This window comes from Mesorhizobium sp. M7A.F.Ca.US.010.02.1.1 (genome assembly GCF_004023085.1).
In the GTDB taxonomy this organism is placed as follows: domain Bacteria; phylum Pseudomonadota; class Alphaproteobacteria; order Rhizobiales; family Rhizobiaceae; genus Mesorhizobium.
The window spans coordinates 1-21,198 of the sequence record NZ_RZRV01000066.1; the positions used below are offsets into that span (position 1 = coordinate 1).

A 21,198-nucleotide genomic window follows, 5' to 3' on the forward strand; every position below is an offset into this window, starting at 1 on the left:
GGGTGGGGGTCCGTGCCGGGCAGACATCTCAGGAATTCCATATGCGATAGCCCTGCCACTTGTGGGGAGATGCCGGTAGGGCAGAGGGGGGCGTGAAGGAACGCCAGCCTTGGTCACTTCTAGATAGCTGACAGCTGTCAGGCGGCGCATCTTAGCCAACAGAGACGTCGGTGGGACAGCGCCCCCCTCTGGCTTGCCAGCCATCTTCCCCCACGAGGGGGAGATCGCCAATCTCCTACCTTTGCGCCAGCCGGCTGCTTTCCACGGCAATGCCGAGCAGCGCCTGCCTTGCCAATGCGACGGAAAGATCCGGCCGCCGCCTGGTCTGCAGCACCGCCGTCTGGAGCCGGGTCAACGCGCGGCTGAGCGCGTCGACGTTCCAGCGTTCCAGCGCCTTCTCGACCAGCTTGCGCCTGGAGAAAAACACCGGCGGGCGGGCGGCGGCGACGACCGAGGCGGCGTTGCGGTTGCTGGACTCCATCTGGCCACGCATGGCCTGGATCTGCTGCAGCTGCCGCATCGCCGAGGACAGCACCAGAAAGGGCTGGCCGCCAGACTGGCAATGGCGGGTGAAGGCGATATCGAAGTCGCCGATCTTGCCTTCGAGAAGCGCGTCGACCGCGTCGTCGAAAGAGGCGCCGGAGACATCACCCGACATCGCCTTGACCTCTTCCAGGCCGATCTCGTTCTGGCCATGGGCGTAGAGCACGAGCTTTTCGATCTCGCCGCGCGAGGCCAACCGGTCGCCGCCGAGATTACGGCGCAGCGCCTGCCTCGCCTCCATGGTCATCGACATGCCGGCCTTGCCCAGTTCGGCATCAATGACGCCGTCGATGTCGCGCGCCTCATCGGCATAGCACGGCAGCGCCATGGCATTGTCCGCCGCCTCGACGATGGCGCGCAGGCCGACACCCTTCTTGAGATCGCCGGCCTCGATGAGAATGATGGCATCGCGCGCGGGCTCCGCCGTCAGCGCCTTGACGTCGTCGGCCAATGCCTTCTGGCCGCTGGCATTGCGCACCCATAGCAGCCGCCGGTCGGAAAACATCGGCACGGTGCGGGCTTCGTCGAGCAGCCGGCCCTCGTCGCGGTCGACCTCCGAACCTTCGAGCCTGACCACCGAGAAGGGATCGTCGAGAGCCAGGCCGGTCTTGCCGGCAAAGGCCTTCGCCCGCTCGGAGACGAGGCCGCGATCGGGGCCGTAAAGCAGGACGATGGAAATGCGCGCATCAGGCCGCGCCAACCACCCATCGACCTCATATGCTTTCTTCTGTGCCATGGCGGGTTGGTTAGCATGATGCGGGGGCGGGGTGAATGGAGGTTGGTGATTGGGGCAAAGGATGATGCGCGTGATTTTCTCGCAGCGTGGAAGATTGGCAAAAGCGGCGGAGCGAGTAATCTCCCCCCTTGAGGGGAGATGTCGCCGAAGGCGACAGAGGGGGTCGTTGCGCGTGGAGCGCTAACCTTCGTCTGCCGCAAGGAGGTCGCATCCAGTCGAACCGACCCCCTCTGGCCTGCCGGCCATCTCCCCCTCAAGGAGGGAGATTACGCTTCGCCGCCTTCGCCAATCACCTTATCTTCCGGCAAACCCAGCCCAACCTTCTCCCTAATTGCGCGCCATCCCCCAACATCGACAAGAAATTTCGTCGACATATCTTCATCTTGGTGCTGGGGAGGCTGGATCGGCCGGCGCGGCCGGGACCGACGTCCGCATGCTACCCCGACGAATTCGCACTGGCCTGGCGGCGCAGATATGCAAATATCGGCACCAGGCAACATTGGAGGACAAAGGTCATGGCCGATGCTGGGATGTTGCGTTTCCACGTTCCGGAACCGGAAGTGCGGCCGGGCGGGACGCCTGACTTTTCCAATGTGCCGATCCCCAAGGCCGGCTCGGTGCCGCGCCCCGAGATCGATGTCGATCCGCGAACCATCCGCGATCATGCCTTCTCGATCATCCGTGTGCTGAACCGCAATGGCGAGGCCGTCGGTCCCTGGGCCGGCCTGCTTTCCAGCGACGAGCTGCTGGCCGGGCTGCGCCACATGATGACGCTGCGGGCCTTCGACGCGCGCATGCAGATGGCGCAGCGGCAGGGCAAGACCTCGTTCTACATGCAGCATCTGGGCGAAGAGGCGGTGGCTTGCGCCTTCCGCAAGGCGCTGGCGCCGGGCGATATGAATTTTCCGACCTATCGCCAGGCAGGGCTGCTCATCGCCGACGGCTATCCGATGGTCACGATGATGAACCAGATCTATTCCAACGAGGCCGACCCGCTGAAAGGCCGGCAATTGCCGGTCATGTATTCGTCGAAGGAGCACGGCTTCTTCTCGATCTCCGGCAATCTGGCGACGCAGTACATCCAGGCGGTCGGCTGGGCGATGGCCTCGGCGATATCGAACGATTCGCGCATCGCAGCCGCGTGGATCGGCGACGGCTCGACGGCCGAATCCGATTTCCACTCGGCGCTGGTGTTCGCCTCCACCTACAAGGCGCCCGTCGTGCTCAACGTCGTCAACAACCAGTGGGCGATCTCGACCTTTCAAGGCATCGCACGCGGCGGCTCGGGCACCTTCGCGGCGAGAGGCCTTGGCTTCGGCATCCCGTCGCTGCGCGTCGACGGTAATGATTATCTCGCGGTGCATGCCGTTGCCAAATGGGCGGCGGAGCGGGCGCGCAGCAATCTCGGGCCGACGCTGGTCGAATATGTCACCTACCGTGCCGGCGCGCATTCGAGCTCGGACGATCCCTCGGCCTATCGGCCAAAGACCGAATCCGACGCCTGGCCGCTCGGCGACCCTATCGTGCGGCTGAAGAACCATCTCATCGCGCTCGGCGTCTGGTCGGACGAGCGGCACGCGCAGGCCGAGGCGGAAATCCTCGACACGGTCATCGCGGCGCAGAAGGAAGCGGAAAGCCACGGCACGCTGCATGCCGGCGGCAAGCCGTCGACACGCGACATGTTCGAAGGGCTCTATGCCGAGATGCCGCCGCATCTCAGACGCCAGCGCCAGCAGGCGGGGGTTTGAGCCATGCCGAGACGGACCATGATCGAGGCCATTCGCGATGCCATGGACGTGTCGATGGGGCGCGACGACAAAGTCGTCGTGTTCGGCGAAGATGTCGGCTTCTTCGGCGGCGTATTCCGCTGCACGCAAGGCCTGCAGGCCAAATACGGCAAGAGCCGCTGCTTCGATGCGCCGATCAACGAATCCGGCATTGTCGGCTCGGCCATCGGCATGGCCGCCTATGGCCTGAAGCCGTGCGTGGAGATTCAGTTTGCCGACTACATGTATCCGGCTTACGACCAGCTGACGCAGGAAGCGGCACGGCTGCGTTACCGCTCCAACGGCGATTTCACCTGTCCGATCGTGGTGCGCATGCCGACCGGCGGCGGCATTTTTGGCGGCCAGACGCACAGCCAGAGCCCGGAAGCGCTGTTCACCCATGTGTCGGGACTGAAGACCGTGGTGCCGTCCAACCCACATGACGCCAAAGGGCTACTCATCGCGGCGATCGAAGACCCCGATCCGGTGATTTTTTTGGAGCCGAAGCGGCTCTACAACGGCCCTTTCGACGGCCATCACGACCGGCCGGTGACGCCGTGGTCGAAACATGAGCTCGGAGAGGTCGCCGACGGCCACTACACCGTGCCGCTCGGCAAGGCGGCGATCCGCCGGGCAGGCTCGGCCCTCACCGTGCTCGCCTACGGCACCATGGTCTATGTCGCGCAGGCCGCGGTCGAGGAAACCGGCATCGATGCCGAGATCATCGATCTCAGGACCCTTTTGCCGCTCGATCTCGACACGATCGTCGCCTCGGTCAAGAAGACTGGGCGCTGCGTCATCGTGCACGAGGCGACGCTGACATCGGGCTTCGGCGCCGAACTGTCGGCCCTGGTGCAGGAAAACTGCTTCTATCACCTCGAAGCGCCGGTCGCTCGCGTTGCCGGCTGGGACACGCCCTATCCGCATGCGCAGGAATGGGACTATTTCCCCGGTCCCGCCCGGGTAGGCCGTGCTTTGCTTGAAACCATGGGGGCCTGAGATGGGCGAACACATCATCAAGCTGCCCGATGTCGGCGAGGGTGTCGCCGAAGCCGAGCTCGTCGAATGGCACGTCAAGATCGGCGACATCGTGCGCGAGGACACCGTGCTTGCCGCCGTCATGACCGACAAGGCGACGGTCGAAATCCCGTCGCCTGTCGACGGCGAAATCCTGTGGCTGGGCGCCGAGATCGGCGACACGGTGGCGATCGGCTCGCCCATCGTGCGGCTGAAGGTGGCGGGCGAGGTCAATGTTGCGGGTGGTGCGACGCCGGCAAAAGTCACGGCTGAGAGTACCCCCACCCCTAGCCCCTCACAAGGGGGAGGGGGACGCGCCACGGCCTCCAAGGGCGGAGCAAAATCTACTTCGCCATCATCAGAGTCCTCCGCAAAAAGCGTGCGAGCAGCGCAGACAGAATCCCCCTCCCCCTTGTGGGGAGGGGCTAGGGGCGGGGGTACTGCGCCGACGTCCGGAGTTGTCGCGCCCGCCGGCGCACCCCGTCCCGAGGGCGAAAGACCGTTGGCCTCTCCGGCCGTCCGTCTGCGGGCAAAAGAGGCGGGCATCGATCTCCGGCAGGTTGCGGGGAGCGGCCCTGCCGGGCGCATCGGCCATGAGGATATCGAGGCGTTCCTGGCGCGCGGCCCGCAGGTCGCCAGGACATCCGGTCTCGCCCGCAACGATACGATACAGGACATCAAGGTGGTCGGGCTGCGGCGCAAGATCGCCGAGAAGATGACGCTGTCCAAATCGCGCATCCCGCACATCACCTATGTCGAGGAGATCGACGTCACCGCGCTGGAGGAATTGCGCGCCGCACTCAACAAGGAGAAGCGCCCAGGTAAGGGTGGCGTGGAGCGGCCGAAGCTGACGCTGCTGCCGTTCCTGATGCGGGCGATGGTCAAGGCGATAGCGGACCAGCCCAACCTCAATTCGCTGTTCGACGACGAGGCCGGCATCATCCACCAGCATGGCGGCATCCATATCGGCATTGCCGCGCAGACGCCGTCGGGGCTGGTGGTGCCGGTGGTCAGGCATGCCGAGGCGCGCGACATCTGGGAATGCGGCACTGAGGTCATCAGGTTGGCCGAGGCTGCCAAGTCCGGCACCGCGACACGCGACGAGCTGTCCGGCTCGACCATCACCATCACCTCGCTCGGCGCCATGGGCGGCGTGGCGACGACGCCGGTGATCAACCATCCGGAAGTGGCGATCATCGGCGTCAACAAGATGATGGTGCGGCCGGTGTGGGACGGCACCCAGTTCATGCCGCGCAAGATGATGAACCTGTCGTCGAGCTTCGACCATCGCGTCATCGACGGCTGGGACGCGGCGGTGTTCATCCAGCGGATAAAGACGCTGCTGGAAACACCGGCGCTGATTTTCGTGGATTGAGGGTGATGAGGCCGATGTCGAAGTCCCCCTCACCCGGATTGCCAGCCGAATTGCAAAGGCAATTCGGGGCAATCCGACCTCTCCCCGAGGGGAGAGGAGGTCGTCAGCGCAGGCGCCAGTCTCTTCTCCCCAGCGGGGAGAAGGTGGCCGCGAAGCGGCCGGATGAGGGGGCCTTCGTCACCATAGAGAGCGTGCCGTCATGAAAGAAATCTCCTGCAAGCTGCTCGTCATCGGCGCCGGTCCTGGCGGTTACATCTGCGCCATCCGCGCGGGACAGCTCGGCGTCGATACGGTAATCGTCGAGGCCGGCAAACCGGGCGGCACCTGCCTCAATGTCGGCTGCATCCCATCCAAGGCGCTGATCCATGCGGCGGAAGAGTTCGAGAGGGTCTCGCACATGGAAGGCGGCAAGAGCCCGCTTGGCATTTCGCTCACCGCACCGACGCTCGACCTGGCTAAGACGATCACTTGGAAGGACGGCATCGTGAGCCGGCTCAACAGCGGCGTCGCCGGCCTGCTCAAGAAGGCAGGAGTCAAGACCGTGCATGGCTGGGCGAGCTTTCGCGACGGCAAGACTGTGGAGGTCGAGACCGAGACGGGAAGCCAAGTGATCCGCGCCGAGGCGATCGTCATCGCCACCGGCTCGACGCCGGTCGAACTGCCGTTCCTGCCCTTTGGCGGTCCGGTGATTTCCTCAACCGAGGCGCTGGCACTCGGTGAGGTGCCAAAAAAACTTGCCGTCGTTGGTGGCGGCTATATCGGACTGGAACTCGGCATGGCCTTCGCCAAAATGGGCGCCAAAGTGACCGTGGTCGAGGCGTTGCCGCGCGTGCTGGCGCAATATGATGCGGAACTCACCCGGCCGGTGGTCAAGCGGCTCAACGCACTCGGCATCGAGGTGATGCTGGGTGCAAAGGCCAAGGGGCTGTCGACCAAAGGCGACGCGCTGCTGATCGAGACATCCGACGGCAAGAGCGCCAAGGTCGCCGCCGAAAAAATCCTGGTGACGGTCGGCCGCAAGCCGGTGACCGAAGGCTGGGGGCTCGACCAGATCGACCTTGATATGGCTGGAAAATTCATCCGCATCGACGAGCAGTGCCGCACCTCGATGCGCGGCATCTTTGCCATCGGTGACGTCACCGGTGAGCCGATGCTGGCGCACCGGGCGATGGCCCAGGGCGAGATGGTCGCCGAGATCATCGCCGGTCACAAGCGCAACTGGGACAAGCGCGCCATTCCCGCCGTTTGCTTCACCGATCCGGAACTCGTCACCGCTGGTCTTTCACCGGAAGAGGCCAGAGCTCTGGGCGGCGAGATCAAGATCGGCATGTTCCCGTTCGCCGCCAATGGCCGGGCGATGACGAAGCTGGGCGAAGACGGCTTCGTCCGCGTGGTGGCGCGGGCCGACAACCATCTGGTGCTTGGCATCCAGGCGGTCGGGAAAGGTGTGTCGGAACTGGCGGCGTCATTCGGGCTGGCGCTGGAGATGGGCGCGCGGCTGGAGGACATTGCCGGCACGATCCATGCGCATCCGACGCAGGGCGAAGGGTTCCAGGAAGCGGCGCTCAAGGCGCTGGGGCACGCGCTGCATATTTGAGGATGCTTACCCTCCCCCTTGTGGGGAGGGTCGATCCGCGAAGCGGAGCGGGGTGGGGGTCCTCGCCGACCGTCAGCGCTCACCCCACCCCGTCTCGCAGTCTACGCTTCGCTACGCATGCGAGCCGACCCTCCCCACAAGGGGGAGGGTGAAGAACTTCAGCTCGCCAGCCGGCTCACCATCTCGTGCTGGGCATAGGCGCGGCCGAAGCGGTTGGCTAGGAATGCGTCGAGCGCGATGTCTTCCTGCTTGACGAAGCCGGTCGCCGGCAGGCTGCCGTCGGCCAGCATGTCGAGCACGGCGCAGATGCCGGATGCGGTGGTGATCTGGATGGCGCTGCGCACCGTGTCGCCGACACGCTTCGAGTAGATCTTGTTGGCGTAGGTCTCCTGCAGCAGGCGGCCGTTCTTGCGGCCCGAGACGGTGACGAAGACGATGACCACATCCTGCAGCGTCGCCGGCAGGGCGCTCTCGAAAATGTCCTTCAGCACGTCGCGGCGGTGGCGCAGGCCAAGGTCGTTGAGCAGCGCCTTCATGATCGCGGCGTGGCCGGGGTAGCGGATGGTGCGGTAGTTCAGCGTGCGCACCTTGCCCTTCAGCGTCTCGGCCAGCGTGCCGAGCCCACCGGAGGTGTTGAAGGCTTCGTAAGTGACGCCGTCGAGTGAGAATTCCTCGCGCTCCTCCAGCGGCGGCACCTCGACCAGTTCGCCCTCGACGATCGCCTCGCAGGGCTCGCAATATTCGTTGATGACGCCGTCGGTGCTCCAGGTCAGATTGTAGTTCAACGCATTGGACGGGTATTGCGGCAAAGCGCCGACGCGCATGCGCACGCTTTCGAGCGTGTCGAATCGGCTGGCGAGATCGTTGGCGACGATCGAGATGAAGCCCGGCGCCAGGCCGCATTGCGGAATGAAGGCGTTTCTGCCGGAGCGCGCCAATTCTTTGACGCGGCGGGTCGAGACGACATCCTCGGTCAGGTCGAGATAGTGCACGCCGGCACTGGCCGCTGCCTCGGCGATGCGGGTGGTCAGATGGAAGGGAGCGGCGCTGAGCACCGCGAATTTGCCGGCGAGGGCGGCTTCCAGCGTGCCGGATGCCTCGATGTCGAGCTCCAGCGTCGCGACCGTGGCCGGCAGTTCGGCGGAAGCGAGCTGTGCTGCCGAGCGGTCGACGAGCGTGACCTGATAATCCCCCGTGGCGGCGAGCATCTCGGCAATGGTCGAGCCGATCTTTCCGGCGCCGACAACGACAATTTTCTTCATGACCGATCCCTCACTGATTGTAAGCCCAGATTCGCAGCTTGCCCGTCGAATGGAAGCGTGGTTTTGTTCGAAACGAAACCATCTATTGGCTAGTCTGCCGAGAAGAATCGTCGAAATGCTCAGTGACGCCGAACAAGCCCTGCTTTCCCTGCTGCGCGAGAATGCGCGCGCCTCGACCGCCGAGCTGGCGCGGCGGCTTGGCGTCTCGCGGACCACGGTACAGAGCCGGATCGAACGGCTGGAGCAGCGCGGCATCATATCAGGCTATGGCGTGCGGCTGGCGCCGGATTACGAGCAGGGGCTGGTGCGGGCACATGTGCTGCTCACCGTGACGCCCAAGCTCGCCGACAAGGTGGTGCGCGCCCTGCGCGGCCTGGCGACGGTCAGGACGCTGCATTCGGTCAGCGGCAATTTCGATATGATCGTCATCGTCGACGCGCCGTCGATCCGCGACCTCGACATGCTGCTCGACCAGATCGGCGCCATGGACGGAGTCGAGCGGACTTTGTCGTCGATCATCCTGTCGACGCGGATAGATAGGTGAAGCTGCTGATCTCCCCCCTTGCCGGGGAGATGGCCGGCAGGCCAGAGGGGGGTGCTCAGGCGCTAGCCTCGGCCATCTGCGCCGTGTGACAGATCGACAGGTCGGCGGGACAGCACCCCCCTCTGCCTTGCCAGGCATCTCCCCCGCAAGGGGGGAGATTGGCCGTCACTTCGGCTTTCGCCAATTTCCTTACCTCAGGCATTGGACGAATGGTTCATTTCGCCTACCAATCCAGCGCCGGCGGAAAGCTCACCGCCACCTCAAGGCCAGGCCGACAATCCTCAAGCGTAATCGACGCGCCATGCAGGTCGGCGATGGCCCTGACAAGGCTGAGACCCAGCCCGCTGCCGGATGTCGACCGGCTATGGTCCAGCCGATAAAGCCGCTGAAACACTTTTTCATGTTCGTCGGTGGGAATGCCGGGACCGTTGTCGGCGACACCGGCAACGACGCGTTCGCCCTGGCGCGTCGCCGACAGCTTTATCGTCGTGCCCGATGGACAATGGCGCAGCGCGTTCTCGACCAGATTGGCGAACATCTGCGTCAACAGCTCGCGATCGCCATGGATCCGGTCCGTCGTTTCCTGTGGTTGCGCCAACGACAGCGACTTTCCGTCGTCCTCGGCAACATCGGCATAGATCTCGGCGATGGTTTGCAGCACCTCGCCCAGATCGACATCGGTGAACCGCGCCCGGCGCGCGCCGGCTTCGATCTGCGCGATGCGCAGCAGCGCATCGAAGGTCTCGTTGATCTGCAGGCTCTCGGCATGCGCCTCGGCCAGCTCAGCCGCGATCTTCTGGCCCGACAGATTCTTTTCCGATGCGGTGTCGAGGATCATCTGCAACCGGTTGAGGGGCGTCTTCAGATCGTGGGCGATGTTGGCGCTGACCTGTTTCATGCCTTCGACCAGTGCCGACAGGCGATCGAGCGCGGCATTGACCTGGCTGGAGACGATGTCGATGTCGTCGCCCTTGCCGGTCAGCGGAATGCGGGTGTCCAGCCGTCCATGCGAGACATCCACCATGGTGGCGGCGATGCCGTCGAGACGGCGCTGGACTCGCGAAGCCAGCAGGGCGCCGCCGGCGACCGCCAGCCCGGTGATGATCAGGGTTCCCCAGCCAAAGCTCATCAGCACGATCCTCTCCAGCTCCTCCGTCTCGGAAAGGCTGAAGGCGACGGTCAAGGTGTTGCCGCCGACCGGGCCGGAATAGGCGCGGTACTCGGCGCCGGGCGGCACGCCGGGCATTTCGGTGTCGAACATCGAGAAGCCGTCGGGAAGCCCTGCCGCGGTGAAGTTGCCGGCCAGGCGATTGCCCGTCGTGTCGGTCAGCGAAAACAGCTGCTCCTTCTTGAGGCTGCGCAGGGAGTGGCTGCCGACGGTCTCAACCAGCTCCTTGAGATCGTTCTCGGCATAGGTCGCGGCGACGACCGCGTAGGTCTCCTTGATGGTGTCGTCGAGCCGCTCGGCAAGATCGGCGCTCATCATCTGGTAGACGATGGCGCCAGACAGGACGAAGGCCAGCACGAACAGGAAGGCGAAGGTCAGGGCCAGCCGGAACGGCGTGCTGCGCAGCAGGCGGGACCATGTTCCGGTCATGACGGCGCGTGCAGGCTGTAGCCGGTGTTGCGGACGGTGTGGATGAGCTGGGTTTCGAAGGGCTTGTCGACCTTGGCCCGCAGCCGGCTGATATGGGTCTCGACGACGCTGGTCCTGGGATCGAAATGAAAATCCCAGACGCGCTCCAGAAGCATGGTGCGGGTGATGACACGGCCTTCGCCGCGCATCAGCACTTCCAGCAGGCTGAATTCCCGCGGCTGCAGGTCGATCGGCTGGCGCTGCCTAGTGACCCGCCGCATGATCAAGTCCATTTCGAGGTCGGCGACCCGCAGGACGGTTTTCTGCTCCTGCGCCGCCGGCCGCCGGCCAAGCGCGTTGATGCGGGCGAGAAGCTCGGAAAAGGCGAAGGGCTTGACCAGATAGTCGTCGCCGCCGGCCTCGAGCCCCTCGACGCGGTCGTCGATGCCGCCGACGGAGGTGAGAAAGATCGCCGGCGTCCGCACGCCCGCGGCGCGCACCGCCTTGATCATCGACAGGCCGTCGAGACCGGGGATCATCCGATCGGCGATGATCACGTCGTAATTGCCCCGGGTCGCCGCGAACAGCGCGTCATGTCCGTTGCGCAGGAGGTCGCAGACATGGCCGGCCTCGGTCAGTCCCCTGACGATATAGGCGGCCGTCCTGTGGTCGTCCTCGACGAGAAGCAGTCGCATGAAAAATCCGGTCCGTTGCCGAGATGGAGAGGCTATCACCGGCACGGGCTTGTTCCTAGGATGTCACGACGCGCAGGTATTCGGAGCGGCTTCCCCCAACTTCGTCATCGTCGGGTCGGCGCTGCGTCGCTACGCTCCTTGCTCCGCGCGCGGATGACGAAGCCAAGATTTCAGCCCAGGTCCAGCAACAGTTCATCAGCCTCGTCGGTTGTCCCCTTCAGGGTCATGTGCAGGACGAGCGCAATGATGCAGCCGAGGAAGAGCAGGCTGGTGAAGATGGTGCCGAGACCCAGGCCGCCATGCCTGGCCGACCGCGACAGCAGGTCGCCGAAGGAAGCGCCGAGCGGCCGCGTCAGGATATAGGCGAGCCAGAAGGCCAGGATGCCGTCGAGACTGAGCAGCCAGTAGGCGAGCGCTATCAGCGCGATGACGCCGCCGAACAGCAGCCCCGATGTGAGGTAGCCCATGTCGAAGCTTTCGGCGACGAGATCGCCAGCGGCGGTGCCGAGAGCGAAGGTCAAGAGGATCGCCAGCCAGTAGAAGATCTCGCGCCTGGTGGTGAAGATGGTGTGGATCGACAGCGTCCGTTCGCTGGCGTACCAGACCGCGAATGTCGCAGCGAGCGCGACCGAGAAGGCGATGGTTGCCGTCTGCAGGCGCACGCCGAAACCGTCGACGAGGCTGTCCGTCACCAGCGTGCCGACGATGCTGATCAGCACCACCGCCGGCCAATAAGCCCACGGCACATAGCGTTTCCGCGTAAACTGCAGGACAAGGGCCGTGGTCAGGACGCCGGTCATGATCAGCGAGGTGGCGGTCAGCCCAAGCCCGAGTGTGTCGGCAAGATAATCCGCCGCGGTCTCGCCCGTGGTGACCGCCATCAGCTTGACCAGCCAGAAGTCGAGGGTGACGTCGGGAACCCTGCTGTGGCTCGGTGCGGCGGGTTGTTGCCTGTTGGGCGCGAGCATGGCTGAAGTCCAGAGGTCGACGGTTGCGGCGGGGCGGTGGCGATCCACCCCGCGCATCGTAAGCAAACGAGTTCACACCGGCCTGTCCGGCGGCATACAAATTCGTAAGAATGGCGCGCAAAAGGCATTGGGAATGCCTGGCTGCGTTTGATGGAATGCGGCGCCTTGCATCCGCCATTGCTGCTCAACGGCGCGCTGATGGCGGGCGCGATGCCGGGCCGCACGTTCGGCCCGACCCACCCTGCGCTCTAGTGATCGGTGGTTCTAGCTGCCGAGCGGATGCGGCATGTAGCCGACGAAGCCGGCGATCTTCCAGCTGCCGCCGACCTTGCTGCAGAAATACAGCGTCTGCCATTTCAAGCGATCGACGCTGCCGTCCGCCTTGGCAACCAAGCCGTCGAATTTCTTGTGCAGCACGGCGCGGTCGCCGTCGACATCGATGTCGCGCATGTTGGTGACGCGAAACAGCGCCTCGCGCAGCGGCTCGGCGAATTTGGTCGCCGCCGTCTCCCTGGCCTGGCGCAGCCATTCGTCGCGGTAGATGTCCAGCCTTGGAAACTGCAGCCGCCAGGCGTCGGCGTTATGCAGGAAATGAGCATGCATGCCGAAGAAGCTCTCGCCGACGAAATCATCCTCGACCATGGCCCAGTCCTGGCCGATGAAGGCGTCGATGTCGCGCCGCACCAGCATTTCCCAGAGCGCGTGGCGATCGGTATCGCCTGATGGAAACGGGTTCTTGTCGTAAGTCATTGCTGGGTGTCTCCGCTCTGGCAAATGCGTCTGTGCGTTACGGCTCCCAAGTCGCCCGCCAGCGCGTACGATGCAAGCGCTCTTGTAATAAAGCAACGCGGATTTCGAAGAATGTTGCTTTCCAACAAGCCCCCTATGAGGATCGCCCCGATCGGCGTAAGTGTCGATCGAAGCGGGCGCTGCCATGGCACCCCGTCCTGTCATCAGAGGAGGCTTGTCCCTTGCCGAAACAGTGTTTTGGAACATCGCATGTGCCGTTGTCGCCAGCCGTGCGGGCCGGTGATCTCGTCTATGTCTCGGGGCAAGTGCCTGTCGGCAGCGATGGCATCGTGGTCAAGGGCGGCATAACGGAGCAGACCGAGCAGGTGCTCGCCAACATCAAGGCCGCACTGGCGCTGGCCGGCTGCACAATGGACGATGTGGTGAAGACCACGGTCTGGCTGGAGGATGCGCGCGATTTCGGCGCCTTCAACGCGGTCTATGCCCGGCACTTCCCCAAAGACCCGCCGGCCCGCACCACGGTCGAATCGCGGCTGATGATCGACATCAAGATCGAGGTCGAGGCGGTCGCCTACCGGCCTCTCTGAGCAAAAAGCAACGAAGCGGAGGTTACCCCAATGCAATTCGACCTCCTGCTGAAGGGCGGACGGCTGATCGATCCGGCCGCTGGCCTCGACGCGCTACGTGATGTCGCCATCGCCAATGGCCGCGTTGCCGCGGTCGACGCCGATATCCCGGCGGACAGCGCCGCGCAGATCGTCGATGCCGGCGGCTGCATCGTCACGCCGGGCCTGGTCGACCTGCACAGCCACGTCTATTGGGGCGGCACGTCGCTCGGCGTCGATGCCGATCGGCTGGCCGCCAAGAGCGGCACCACCACCTTCATCGATGCGGGCAGTGCGGGAGCCGGCAATTTCCTCGGCTTCCGCCGCCATGTCATGGAGCGGTCGAAGGTCCGCATCCTGGCCTATGTCAACATTTCCTTTGCCGGCATTTTCGGCTTCTCGCAGACGGTGTCGGTCGGCGAGTGCAGCGACCTCAGGCTGTGCGAGCCGCGCGAGGTGGTCGCGGCGGTGCGTGAACACCGCGATGTCGTGGTCGGCGTAAAAGTCCGCTCCGGCAAGCATGCCGGCGGCACCAGCGGCATCGCCCCGGTGGATCTGGCGCTGGAGGCCGCCGACCAGGCTGGCCTGCCGCTGATGGCGCATATCGATGAGCCGCCGCCCGGCCGCTCGGAAGTGCTGCCGCGCCTGCGCAAGGGTGACATCCTCACCCACTGCTTCCGGCCGTTTCCCAATGCGCCGGTGTTCGCCTCCGGCGCGGTGCGGCCCGACATGCGGCTGGCGCGCGAGCGCGGCGTCATCTTCGACATCGGCCACGGCATGGGCTCGTTCGATTTCGCCGTCGCCCGCGCCATGCTTGAGGAAGGGCTGGCCCCGGACGTGATCTCGAGCGACGTGCATCTCTACTGCGTCGATGGGCCGGCCTTCGACATCCTGGTCTGCATGTCGAAGCTGCTGGCGCTCGGCATGCCGCTGGTCGAGGTCCTGCGCGCCGCCACGCAAGCGCCGGCGAGGGCGATCGCGCGGCCTGATCTCGGCACGCTGGCGGTGGGCACCGTCGGCGATGTCGCCGTGCTCCGGCAGCGCCCGGGCCGCTTCACCTTTGTCGATGCGGTCGGCGCGTCATTGGTCGCCGACCAGAGGCTGGTGTCGGAAGGCATCGTTATTGGCGGCACCTGGTGGCCGAACGAGGCGGCTGATCACAACGAGACCGAGCGTTTCGTGGCGCAGGCGTCACACACGCATGTCGAGGTGGCGGCGAGGCACTTTGGGCACCGGCATGAGTGAAAGTTCTGCGCGACTTCGTCATCCACAGGCGGAGCGGAAGCGAAGCGGACGCGCAGACCCGAGGATCCATGCCGTGACCATTGCCGAAGAATGCGACGGATCAGGATGGTTGTTCGATAGGCCCTTCATCGCCGTTGGTGCATTGAAAGCCGATTCTGGTCCGCTTTCGCGTGCACGAATGGCGCGGCATGGATCCTAGGGTCTGCGCCGCGTCGCTTCGCTCCTTGCTTCGCCCTAGAATGACGAATCCATAGGACGCTCGTTGCTTGAATTGCTAACCGCCCCAAAAACCGGCGTCTCAATGCCTTCCATCCGCGCCTTGATCTGCAGCGCCACATATTTCGAATAGAAGCGCGACAGCGCCAGATTGCCGCCGTGGAACCACAGCGCTTCCTGCGCGGTCGGCTTCCACATGTTGCGCAGCTCGCCCTGCCAAGGGCCGGGGTCGCCCTTGACGCCAGAGCCCAATCCCCAGCAGGGGCCGACCTTGTCGGCGACTTCACGTGAGACGATCGCCGCCACCGTCTCGTTCATCGACTGATAGCCTGTGCAGGCGATGATGGCGTCGGCGGCGAGTTCGCTGCCGTCCTCGAACAGGATGCCGCTCGGGGTCAGCGATTTGATGGCGACGCCGCTGCGGATGCCGATCTTGCCGTCGATGATCAGGTCGGAAGCGCCGACATCGATATAGTAGCCGGAGCCGGTGCGGTAGGCCTTCATCAGAAGGCCGGTCTCGTCGTCGCCGAAATCGAGGGCGAAGCCGGCGGCGCGCAGGCGGTCGTAGAACGCGGCATCGCGCGCCTTGATCACCTCGTAGAGCGCCCGCTGGCCCTTGGGCACCAGCGCGAACGGTGTCGAGGCGACGATCATGTCGGCTTTCTCGGTGGTGATGCCGCGCGCCAGTGCGTCTTCCGAGAAGATCTCGAAGCCGACTTCCATCAGCGTGCTCGATTTGACCACTGTGGTCGGCGAACGCTGGATCATGGTGACCTCGGCGCCGCTTTCCCAGAGGTCGACGCAGACATCGTGGCCGGAGCTTGCAGCGCCGATGACGGCGACGCGTCTGCCGCGGAATTTGTCGCCGCTGGCATACTGGCTGGAGTGCAGCAATTCGCCCTTGAACCGGTCGGCGCCCGGAAGATCGATCCGCCGTGGCGGGCCGTAGGCGCCGGTGGCGAAGACGATATGCTTCGGCTTCAGTGTGATCTGGCGGCCGACGCGGTCGACCACCACGGTCCAGACTTTTTCGGCCTCATCATAGGACGCGCTGAGGCATTTGGTGGCGACCCAGTAATTGAGCTCCATGACGCGCGTGTACATTTCCAGCCAGTCGCCCATCTTGTCCTTGGGCGTGAACACCGGCCAGTTTTCGGGGAAGGGGATATAGGGCAGATGGTCGTACCAGACCGGATCGTGCAGCACGAGCGTGCGGTAGCGGTTGCGCCAGGAATCGCCCGGCCGCGCATTTTTCTCGATGACGATGGTGGGCACGCCGAGCTGGCGCAGCCGCGCCCCCAGCATGATGCCGCCCTGGCCGCCGCCGATGACCAGGCAATAGGGCTGTTCATCAGTGCCGAGCTCGCGCGTCTCGCGCGCCCGCGCCTCCGACCAGGTCTCGCGCTGGGGATCGGCCTTGTGGCGCACGCCGAGTGGCCGGTCTGCGCCCTTGCGCTCCTCGAACCCTTTCAGGTCTGTCATTGCCGTGAACAGCGTGCGGCAGCGTCCGTCGCGAAGCCGCATGATGCCCTCTCCCCTGGCCACCACGGTTTCGAAGCTGAACCAGGCCTCGATGATGCCCTCGTCCGAGATCGCCTCGCCGGTAAGTTGCCACGCGCTCGGCTTGGCCGTCGCCAGCGTCGTCGCCAGCATGTCGGCGATCGCCGAGCGGCCTTCCATTGTGGTGATGTTCCAGGTGAAGGTCAGGAGATCGCGCCAGTAGCAGTCATCGACAAACAGGTTCGTCGCGGCCGCCGCGTCTCCCGCTTCGAGTACCTTGGCAAAGGACCCGAGCCATGCGGCTGCCTGTTTCGATGGGGCTATCTCGAGCATGTCTTTCCCTCTTCCTGCAACACGCCGCACACGGCGTAAAAATCTCAATTGTCGAACGCGGCGCCGCCCCTCATCCGCCTGCCGGCACCTTCTCCCCGTGAACGGGGAGAAGGGAGCTAGTCTCCGAGCGGCTCCATCTCCTTGCCGGTGCGGTGGATCTGGGCGTTGTATTTGATGCGGCGCACCGTCTCGCGGGCCGAACCGTCGAGCTTGTAGGCCGAGGCCACCGCCAGAAGGTCGATCGCCGCCAGGAAGGCGAAGCGCGAGGCCGTCGGCTTCAGCGTGTCGGGGTATTCGGGCACCGCCACCGTCAGCCTGACGTCGCAGGCGCGGGCGAGTTCGGTGTCGGGCGCGGTCACGGCGATCGCGTTGGCGCGGTAATGCTTGGCGAGCTCGACGGCCTCGATCACCTCGCGGGTGCGTCCCGTCGCCGAAATGGCGATCACCAGATCGCCCGGCTTGAGCGTCGAGGCGGTCATGCGCATCAGATAGGGGTCGCACTGGGAGCTGACTGTGATGCCGTAGCGGAACAGCCGGTATTGGGTTTCCTGCGCCAGCGCCGAGGAGCTGCCGCCGAGGCCGAAGACCGTAACCTGGCGCGCCTTGGCGATCAGCTCGGCGGCTTTCTGCAGCTGCGCCGGGTCGAGCTGCCGCTCGGCCTCCTGCAGCGCCCGGCGCGCCTCGCCGAACACGGCGTTCCAGAACGGCATGCCATTGTCATTGCTGACGGAGGGCGACTTGGCCAGATAAAGCGCGCCGACGACGAGGCTCTGCGCCAGCTTCAGCTTGAAGTCACGCACACCCTCGCAGCCGATGGCGCGGCAGAACCGGGTCACCGTCGGTTCGCTGACCCCGGCGCGCTGGGCAAGGGCGGCGTTGGACGCGTCGACGGCATATTTGACGTCGTCGAGCACGACGTCGGCGACACGCCGTTCGGCAGGGCGCAATTCGCTGTAGGAATCCTTGACCAGCGAAATGATGTCGGGAATGCGCCGGACAGGATCGCGCCCCTCGGTATCGGGGTCTGGAACAGGCTCGTCCTGGCTGCCAGCTTCGGTCATGGGGTCCTGGTCTTTCCCTGGGTTGCGAGGCTGCCGTCTTAGCATGTTTGCACGCCTTGGCTCCACGTGCCCGACCGCATCGCAACCGCAGCGTGTCGTTGGGGAAAGCTCACCTTCCTCCTCTCCTCTCCAGTCCGTGTCGGTCCAGAAGTATGTAGGAAAGCAACATGCATTTCAAGGGCGTGAAAATACCATTAAAACAACCAGATAGGTATATCACCCGATTTTCGTGATACAGTTATCATCGCCGGTGCTTGACAGGAAAGTAGGATAGTTACAGACTGATTTTCGCAGGGATGAGTCAATGGATCATCGCGCAATCTTCCCGGGGGGCAGATGAACACGGGCGATGCAAAAAAGCCGAAACTTGGCGTGCAGGCAGCGACCAAGATCTATCACACGGCCTCCGGCGACCTGCTGGCGCTGGACCGTTGCAGCCTCGATGTCAGCGCCAATGAAATCGTCTCGATCGTCGGTCCTTCCGGTTGCGGCAAGACCACGCTCTTGTGGTCGATGTCGGGCCTGCACAGCCTGACCAGCGGCGAGATCCGGCTCGACGGCAAGGCCATCACCGGTCCGCATCCCGATATCGGCATCGTTTTCCAGGAAGCGAACCTTCTGCCGTGGCGCAATCTCGATGCCAACATCCGCTTTCCCTTCGAGATCAAGGGCGAGAAGCCGGACCGGGCGTGGATCGCGCATCTGCTCAACCGGGTCGGGCTCGACGGCTTCGGCGGCAAATTTCCGCGCGAGTTGTCGGGCGGCATGCAGCAGCGTGCGGCGATCGTGCGGGCGCTGGCGCTGAAGCCCTCGGTGCTTTTGATGGACGAGCCGTTCGGCGCGCTCGACAGCTTCACCCGCGAGGAGATGAACCGGCTGGTCGAGGAGATCTGGCTCGACACCAAGACAACCATCGTCTTCATCACCCACTCCATCGAGGAAGCGATCTTCCTCTCCGACCGCGTCGTGGTGCTGAGCGCCCGGCCGGGGCGCGTCGCCAAGGAATATCGCGTGCCGTTTCCCCGGCCACGCTCGCTGGAGATCATGGCGACGAAAGAGGTCTTCGACCTCACCAACCGTATCAAGATGGACATTGTCGGCGAACGCACGCGGCCAAAAGCGCCGGAGCGCCCGAGCGCCGAGATCGTGAGGATCAGGCCGTGAGCGGAGGCGACGCCATTCCGGAATTTTCGAAGTCCAAGTCGGGTGCCAAGTCGGGCGACGGCCAAGAGGTCAGCCTGACCAATCTGTCGGCCTTCGCCAGCGGCCCCGGCATCAAGTCGGGCAAGGAGGTGGCGGCCATTCTTGCCGTGGCGGTGATCATCATCGGCGGCATCGAACTGGCGCTGCGGCTGTTCCACGTGCCGCTTTACATCATGCCGCCGCCGAGCTCGATCGCCTATGCGCTGTTCGACGAGTTCCCGCTGATCGCGCCGCATCTCGGCTACACGCTGGTCGAGCTGGTGTCCGGCTTTGCGATCGGCGCCGTTATCGGCCTCGTTCTGGCCGCCGTCATCACCCAGTTTCCGTTCGCTGAAAAAATCGTCGCGCCCTACATCCTGCTGCTCGTCACCACGCCGATGCTGGCGCTGGTGCCGCTTTTGATCCTGCGCTTCGGTTTCGGCTACACGCCGCGCATCATCGCGGTGGCGCTGGCTGCCGGGCCGATGGTGATGATCAATGCGGCGACAGGCTTTCGCCGCGTCGACAGCGCCAAGATCGCGCTGGCGCGCTCCTACGGCGCCAGCACCTTGCAGATATTCTGGAAGATCCGCGCGCCGATGGCGCTGCCGATGATCCTGGTCGGGCTGATGATCGGCGCCATTTTCGGCCTGCTCACCGCGGTCGGCGCCGAGATGGTCGGCGGCGGCTTCGGCCTCGGCAACCGGCTGACCACCTATTCGTCGATGATCCAGATGCCGCAGTTCTTCGCCGTGGTGCTGATCCTGTCGACGCTCGGCATCCTGATCTACGTGCTGTTCTTCCTGATCGGCAAGAAATGGGCGAGCTGGGAGGCTTGAACACAGGGATAAGACGGCGCCCGGGAGGCGGGCGGCAAGAGACTGACATCAAACAAAAAAGGGGAATGCCATGACCAAAGAGAACTCGATCCACCCGGCGGGGATCAGCCGCCGCTACTTCCTGCAGGTGACCGGTGCCGGGCTGGTGACGGCCACGGCGCTCGGCGCCACGGGCCTGAAGGCGAGAGCCGAGCCTTACGGCAAATTCACCTGGATCTCGCCGCGCGGCACGCTCGAAGTGCTCGACGACTATCCCTACTGGGCGGCCAAGAAGGCCGGCTATTTCGATGGGCTGGACACCGATATGCAGCCGGGGCCGTCGGACGGCACCGCGACGGTGAAGTTCGTTGATGTCGGCCAGGCCGATATGGGCTTCCCGTCGCCCGGCGTGTTCTCCTTCGCCATCCAGAACGGCATGAAGCTGAAGTCGGTGTTCCACATGGGCGCCCGCGACACGTTCAGCATCGCCTTCCGCAAGGGCGAGGGGTCGAACGACCTGAAGAAGCTGGAAGGCAAGACCATCCTGCTCGGCTCCGCCGCATGGCAGTCGATCACCGACCCGCTGCTGGCCGCGCAAGGCGTCGACATCAAGAAGGTCAAGTATGTCGAGGCCGGCTGGCCGACATGGGGCACCGCCCTTGCCGGTGGCCAGGGCGACGCCGCTTTGGCATGGGAAGGGCTGCGTGCCGAATGGATCGCCAAGGGGCTCGACTTCGAATACTGGCTCGGCGTGCAGAATTCCAAGCTGCCGGCCAACACCTTCGTCGTGCGCGCCGCCGACCTCGAGGATGCCGACAAGAAGGCGTTGCTGGAAAAGTATCTGCGCGGCTGGGCGATGGGCCTCGAATTCGGCTACCAGAATCCCCGCGCGGCGGTCGAAGCGGTGTTCGAGCAGTTCCCGACGCTGGCCAAGAATCTCGGGCCCGAGCTCGGCACCACCTCGATCCTGCAGCAGATCAATGTCTTCCGTGGCGACATGGACAAGCGCGGCGGCTGGGGCTCGCACGACATGGCGAGCTGGCAGGGCTTTTTCGACGAGATCCACAAGATCGGCCAGATCACCGCCCCGGTGAAGGCCGAGGATGTCTGCACCAACGACCTGATCGGTCCGGCCAATGATTTCGACAAGGCCAAGGTCAAGGCCGATGCCGACGGCGCAAAACTGTCGGAAGGCTTCGCCGCGCTCGACGTCGAGAAGATCAAGGCGCATCTGTTCGATTCGGCGATCAAGTAGGGGCGCAAACGGATCATGTCGGCGCCGCCCCTTGTATCTGCACGAGATGATTATGTGCGATGGAAGCGATTGAGCCTCGGGCCGGATGGCCATCCGGCCCGAGGCTTGGCGAAGTCGCCCGCTGCCCCTCCGGCTACAACCGTCAATGAGCTTG

General features: G+C 64.5%; 18 protein-coding genes. 10 read left to right on the top strand and 8 right to left on the bottom strand.

All coding sequences use genetic code 11. The annotated features are described in order from the left end of the window. Nucleotides 1–235 precede the first annotated feature (235 nt). Nucleotides 236–1,279, bottom strand: a complete 1,044-nt coding sequence (gene holA, locus EOA19_RS33130) for a DNA polymerase III subunit delta (RefSeq protein WP_128305947.1) — start codon at nt 1,277–1,279, stop codon at nt 236–238. 515 nt (nt 1,280–1,794) lie between these two features. Between holA and EOA19_RS33135 the strand changes: the two genes are divergently transcribed. The 4 genes from EOA19_RS33135 (at nt 1,795) to lpdA (ending at nt 7,034) form a co-directional block, all read left to right on the top strand. After that, nucleotides 1,795–3,027, top strand: coding sequence for a 3-methyl-2-oxobutanoate dehydrogenase (2-methylpropanoyl-transferring) subunit alpha (locus EOA19_RS33135; RefSeq protein WP_128305948.1), 1,233 nt, complete (start codon nt 1,795–1,797; stop codon nt 3,025–3,027). 3 nt (nt 3,028–3,030) lie between these two features. Beyond that, on the top strand, nt 3,031–4,044 hold the full coding sequence (locus EOA19_RS33140) for an alpha-ketoacid dehydrogenase subunit beta (protein ID WP_027162844.1): 1,014 nt from the start codon (nt 3,031–3,033) through the stop codon (nt 4,042–4,044). Between the two features lies 1 nt (nt 4,045). Then, nucleotides 4,046–5,437: a dihydrolipoamide acetyltransferase family protein gene (locus EOA19_RS33145; protein ID WP_128305949.1), complete on the top strand. Its 1,392-nt coding sequence runs from the start codon at nt 4,046–4,048 to the stop codon at nt 5,435–5,437. A gap of 199 nt (nt 5,438–5,636) precedes the next feature. Then, nucleotides 5,637–7,034, top strand: a complete 1,398-nt coding sequence (gene lpdA / locus EOA19_RS33150; RefSeq protein ID WP_128305950.1) for a dihydrolipoyl dehydrogenase — start codon at nt 5,637–5,639, stop codon at nt 7,032–7,034. A 158-nt stretch (nt 7,035–7,192) separates the two neighbouring features. Here lpdA and EOA19_RS33155 read toward each other — a convergent pair whose 3' ends face one another. Then, nucleotides 7,193–8,296, bottom strand: coding sequence for a saccharopine dehydrogenase family protein (locus EOA19_RS33155; protein ID WP_128305951.1), 1,104 nt, complete (start codon nt 8,294–8,296; stop codon nt 7,193–7,195). 115 nt (nt 8,297–8,411) lie between these two features. On the opposite strand from EOA19_RS33155, the gene EOA19_RS33160 reads away from it, so the two are divergent. Next, entirely contained in the window at nt 8,412–8,840 is a 429-nt protein-coding gene (locus tag EOA19_RS33160) for an Lrp/AsnC family transcriptional regulator (RefSeq protein WP_023813397.1), read from the top strand. Nucleotides 8,841–9,063: 223 nt separating this feature from the next. On the opposite strand, the gene EOA19_RS33165 is transcribed toward EOA19_RS33160, so the two are convergent. From EOA19_RS33165 to EOA19_RS33180, 4 genes are all read right to left on the bottom strand, one after another. After that, nucleotides 9,064–10,437 (bottom strand): HAMP domain-containing sensor histidine kinase, encoded by a 1,374-nt coding sequence (locus tag EOA19_RS33165; RefSeq protein ID WP_128305952.1) that lies wholly within the window; start codon nt 10,435–10,437, stop codon nt 9,064–9,066. After that, entirely contained in the window at nt 10,434–11,111 is a 678-nt protein-coding gene (locus EOA19_RS33170) for a winged helix-turn-helix domain-containing protein (protein ID WP_128305953.1), read from the bottom strand. Before EOA19_RS33170 ends, EOA19_RS33165 begins: the two co-directional genes overlap by 4 nt. Nucleotides 11,112–11,281: 170 nt before the next feature. Beyond that, on the bottom strand, nt 11,282–12,079 hold the full coding sequence (locus EOA19_RS33175) for a hypothetical protein (protein ID WP_128305954.1): 798 nt from the start codon (nt 12,077–12,079) through the stop codon (nt 11,282–11,284). A gap of 264 nt (nt 12,080–12,343) precedes the next feature. Next, nucleotides 12,344–12,829, bottom strand: coding sequence for a hypothetical protein (locus EOA19_RS33180; RefSeq protein ID WP_128305955.1), 486 nt, complete (start codon nt 12,827–12,829; stop codon nt 12,344–12,346). Nucleotides 12,830–13,050: 221 nt separating this feature from the next. Between EOA19_RS33180 and EOA19_RS33185 the strand changes: the two genes are divergently transcribed. Then, nucleotides 13,051–13,416, top strand: a complete 366-nt coding sequence (locus tag EOA19_RS33185; protein WP_128305956.1) for a RidA family protein — start codon at nt 13,051–13,053, stop codon at nt 13,414–13,416. Nucleotides 13,417–13,446: 30 nt separating this feature from the next. Beyond that, on the top strand, nt 13,447–14,679 hold the full coding sequence (locus EOA19_RS33190) for an amidohydrolase/deacetylase family metallohydrolase (protein WP_128305957.1): 1,233 nt from the start codon (nt 13,447–13,449) through the stop codon (nt 14,677–14,679). A gap of 234 nt (nt 14,680–14,913) precedes the next feature. On the opposite strand, the gene EOA19_RS33195 is transcribed toward EOA19_RS33190, so the two are convergent. Further along, nucleotides 14,914–16,728 (bottom strand): NAD(P)/FAD-dependent oxidoreductase, encoded by a 1,815-nt coding sequence (locus EOA19_RS33195; protein ID WP_128305958.1) that lies wholly within the window; start codon nt 16,726–16,728, stop codon nt 14,914–14,916. Nucleotides 16,729–16,844: 116 nt separating this feature from the next. Beyond that, nucleotides 16,845–17,789: a MurR/RpiR family transcriptional regulator gene (locus tag EOA19_RS33200; protein WP_128305959.1), complete on the bottom strand. Its 945-nt coding sequence runs from the start codon at nt 17,787–17,789 to the stop codon at nt 16,845–16,847. A gap of 336 nt (nt 17,790–18,125) precedes the next feature. Here EOA19_RS33200 and EOA19_RS33205 point away from each other — a divergent pair, with 336 nt between their 5' ends. The 3 genes from EOA19_RS33205 to EOA19_RS33215 all read left to right on the top strand — a co-directional run bounded on the left by EOA19_RS33205 (nt 18,126) and on the right by EOA19_RS33215 (nt 21,044). Next, nucleotides 18,126–18,953, top strand: a complete 828-nt coding sequence (locus EOA19_RS33205; protein WP_023813386.1) for an ABC transporter ATP-binding protein — start codon at nt 18,126–18,128, stop codon at nt 18,951–18,953. Further along, nucleotides 18,950–19,810, top strand: a complete 861-nt coding sequence (locus EOA19_RS33210) for an ABC transporter permease (RefSeq protein ID WP_128305960.1) — start codon at nt 18,950–18,952, stop codon at nt 19,808–19,810. Before EOA19_RS33205 ends, EOA19_RS33210 begins: the two co-directional genes overlap by 4 nt. 70 nt (nt 19,811–19,880) lie before the next feature. After that, a complete protein-coding gene (locus EOA19_RS33215) occupies nt 19,881–21,044 on the top strand; it encodes an ABC transporter substrate-binding protein (RefSeq protein WP_128305961.1) in 1,164 nt (387 codons plus the stop codon). Nucleotides 21,045–21,198 lie beyond the last annotated feature (154 nt).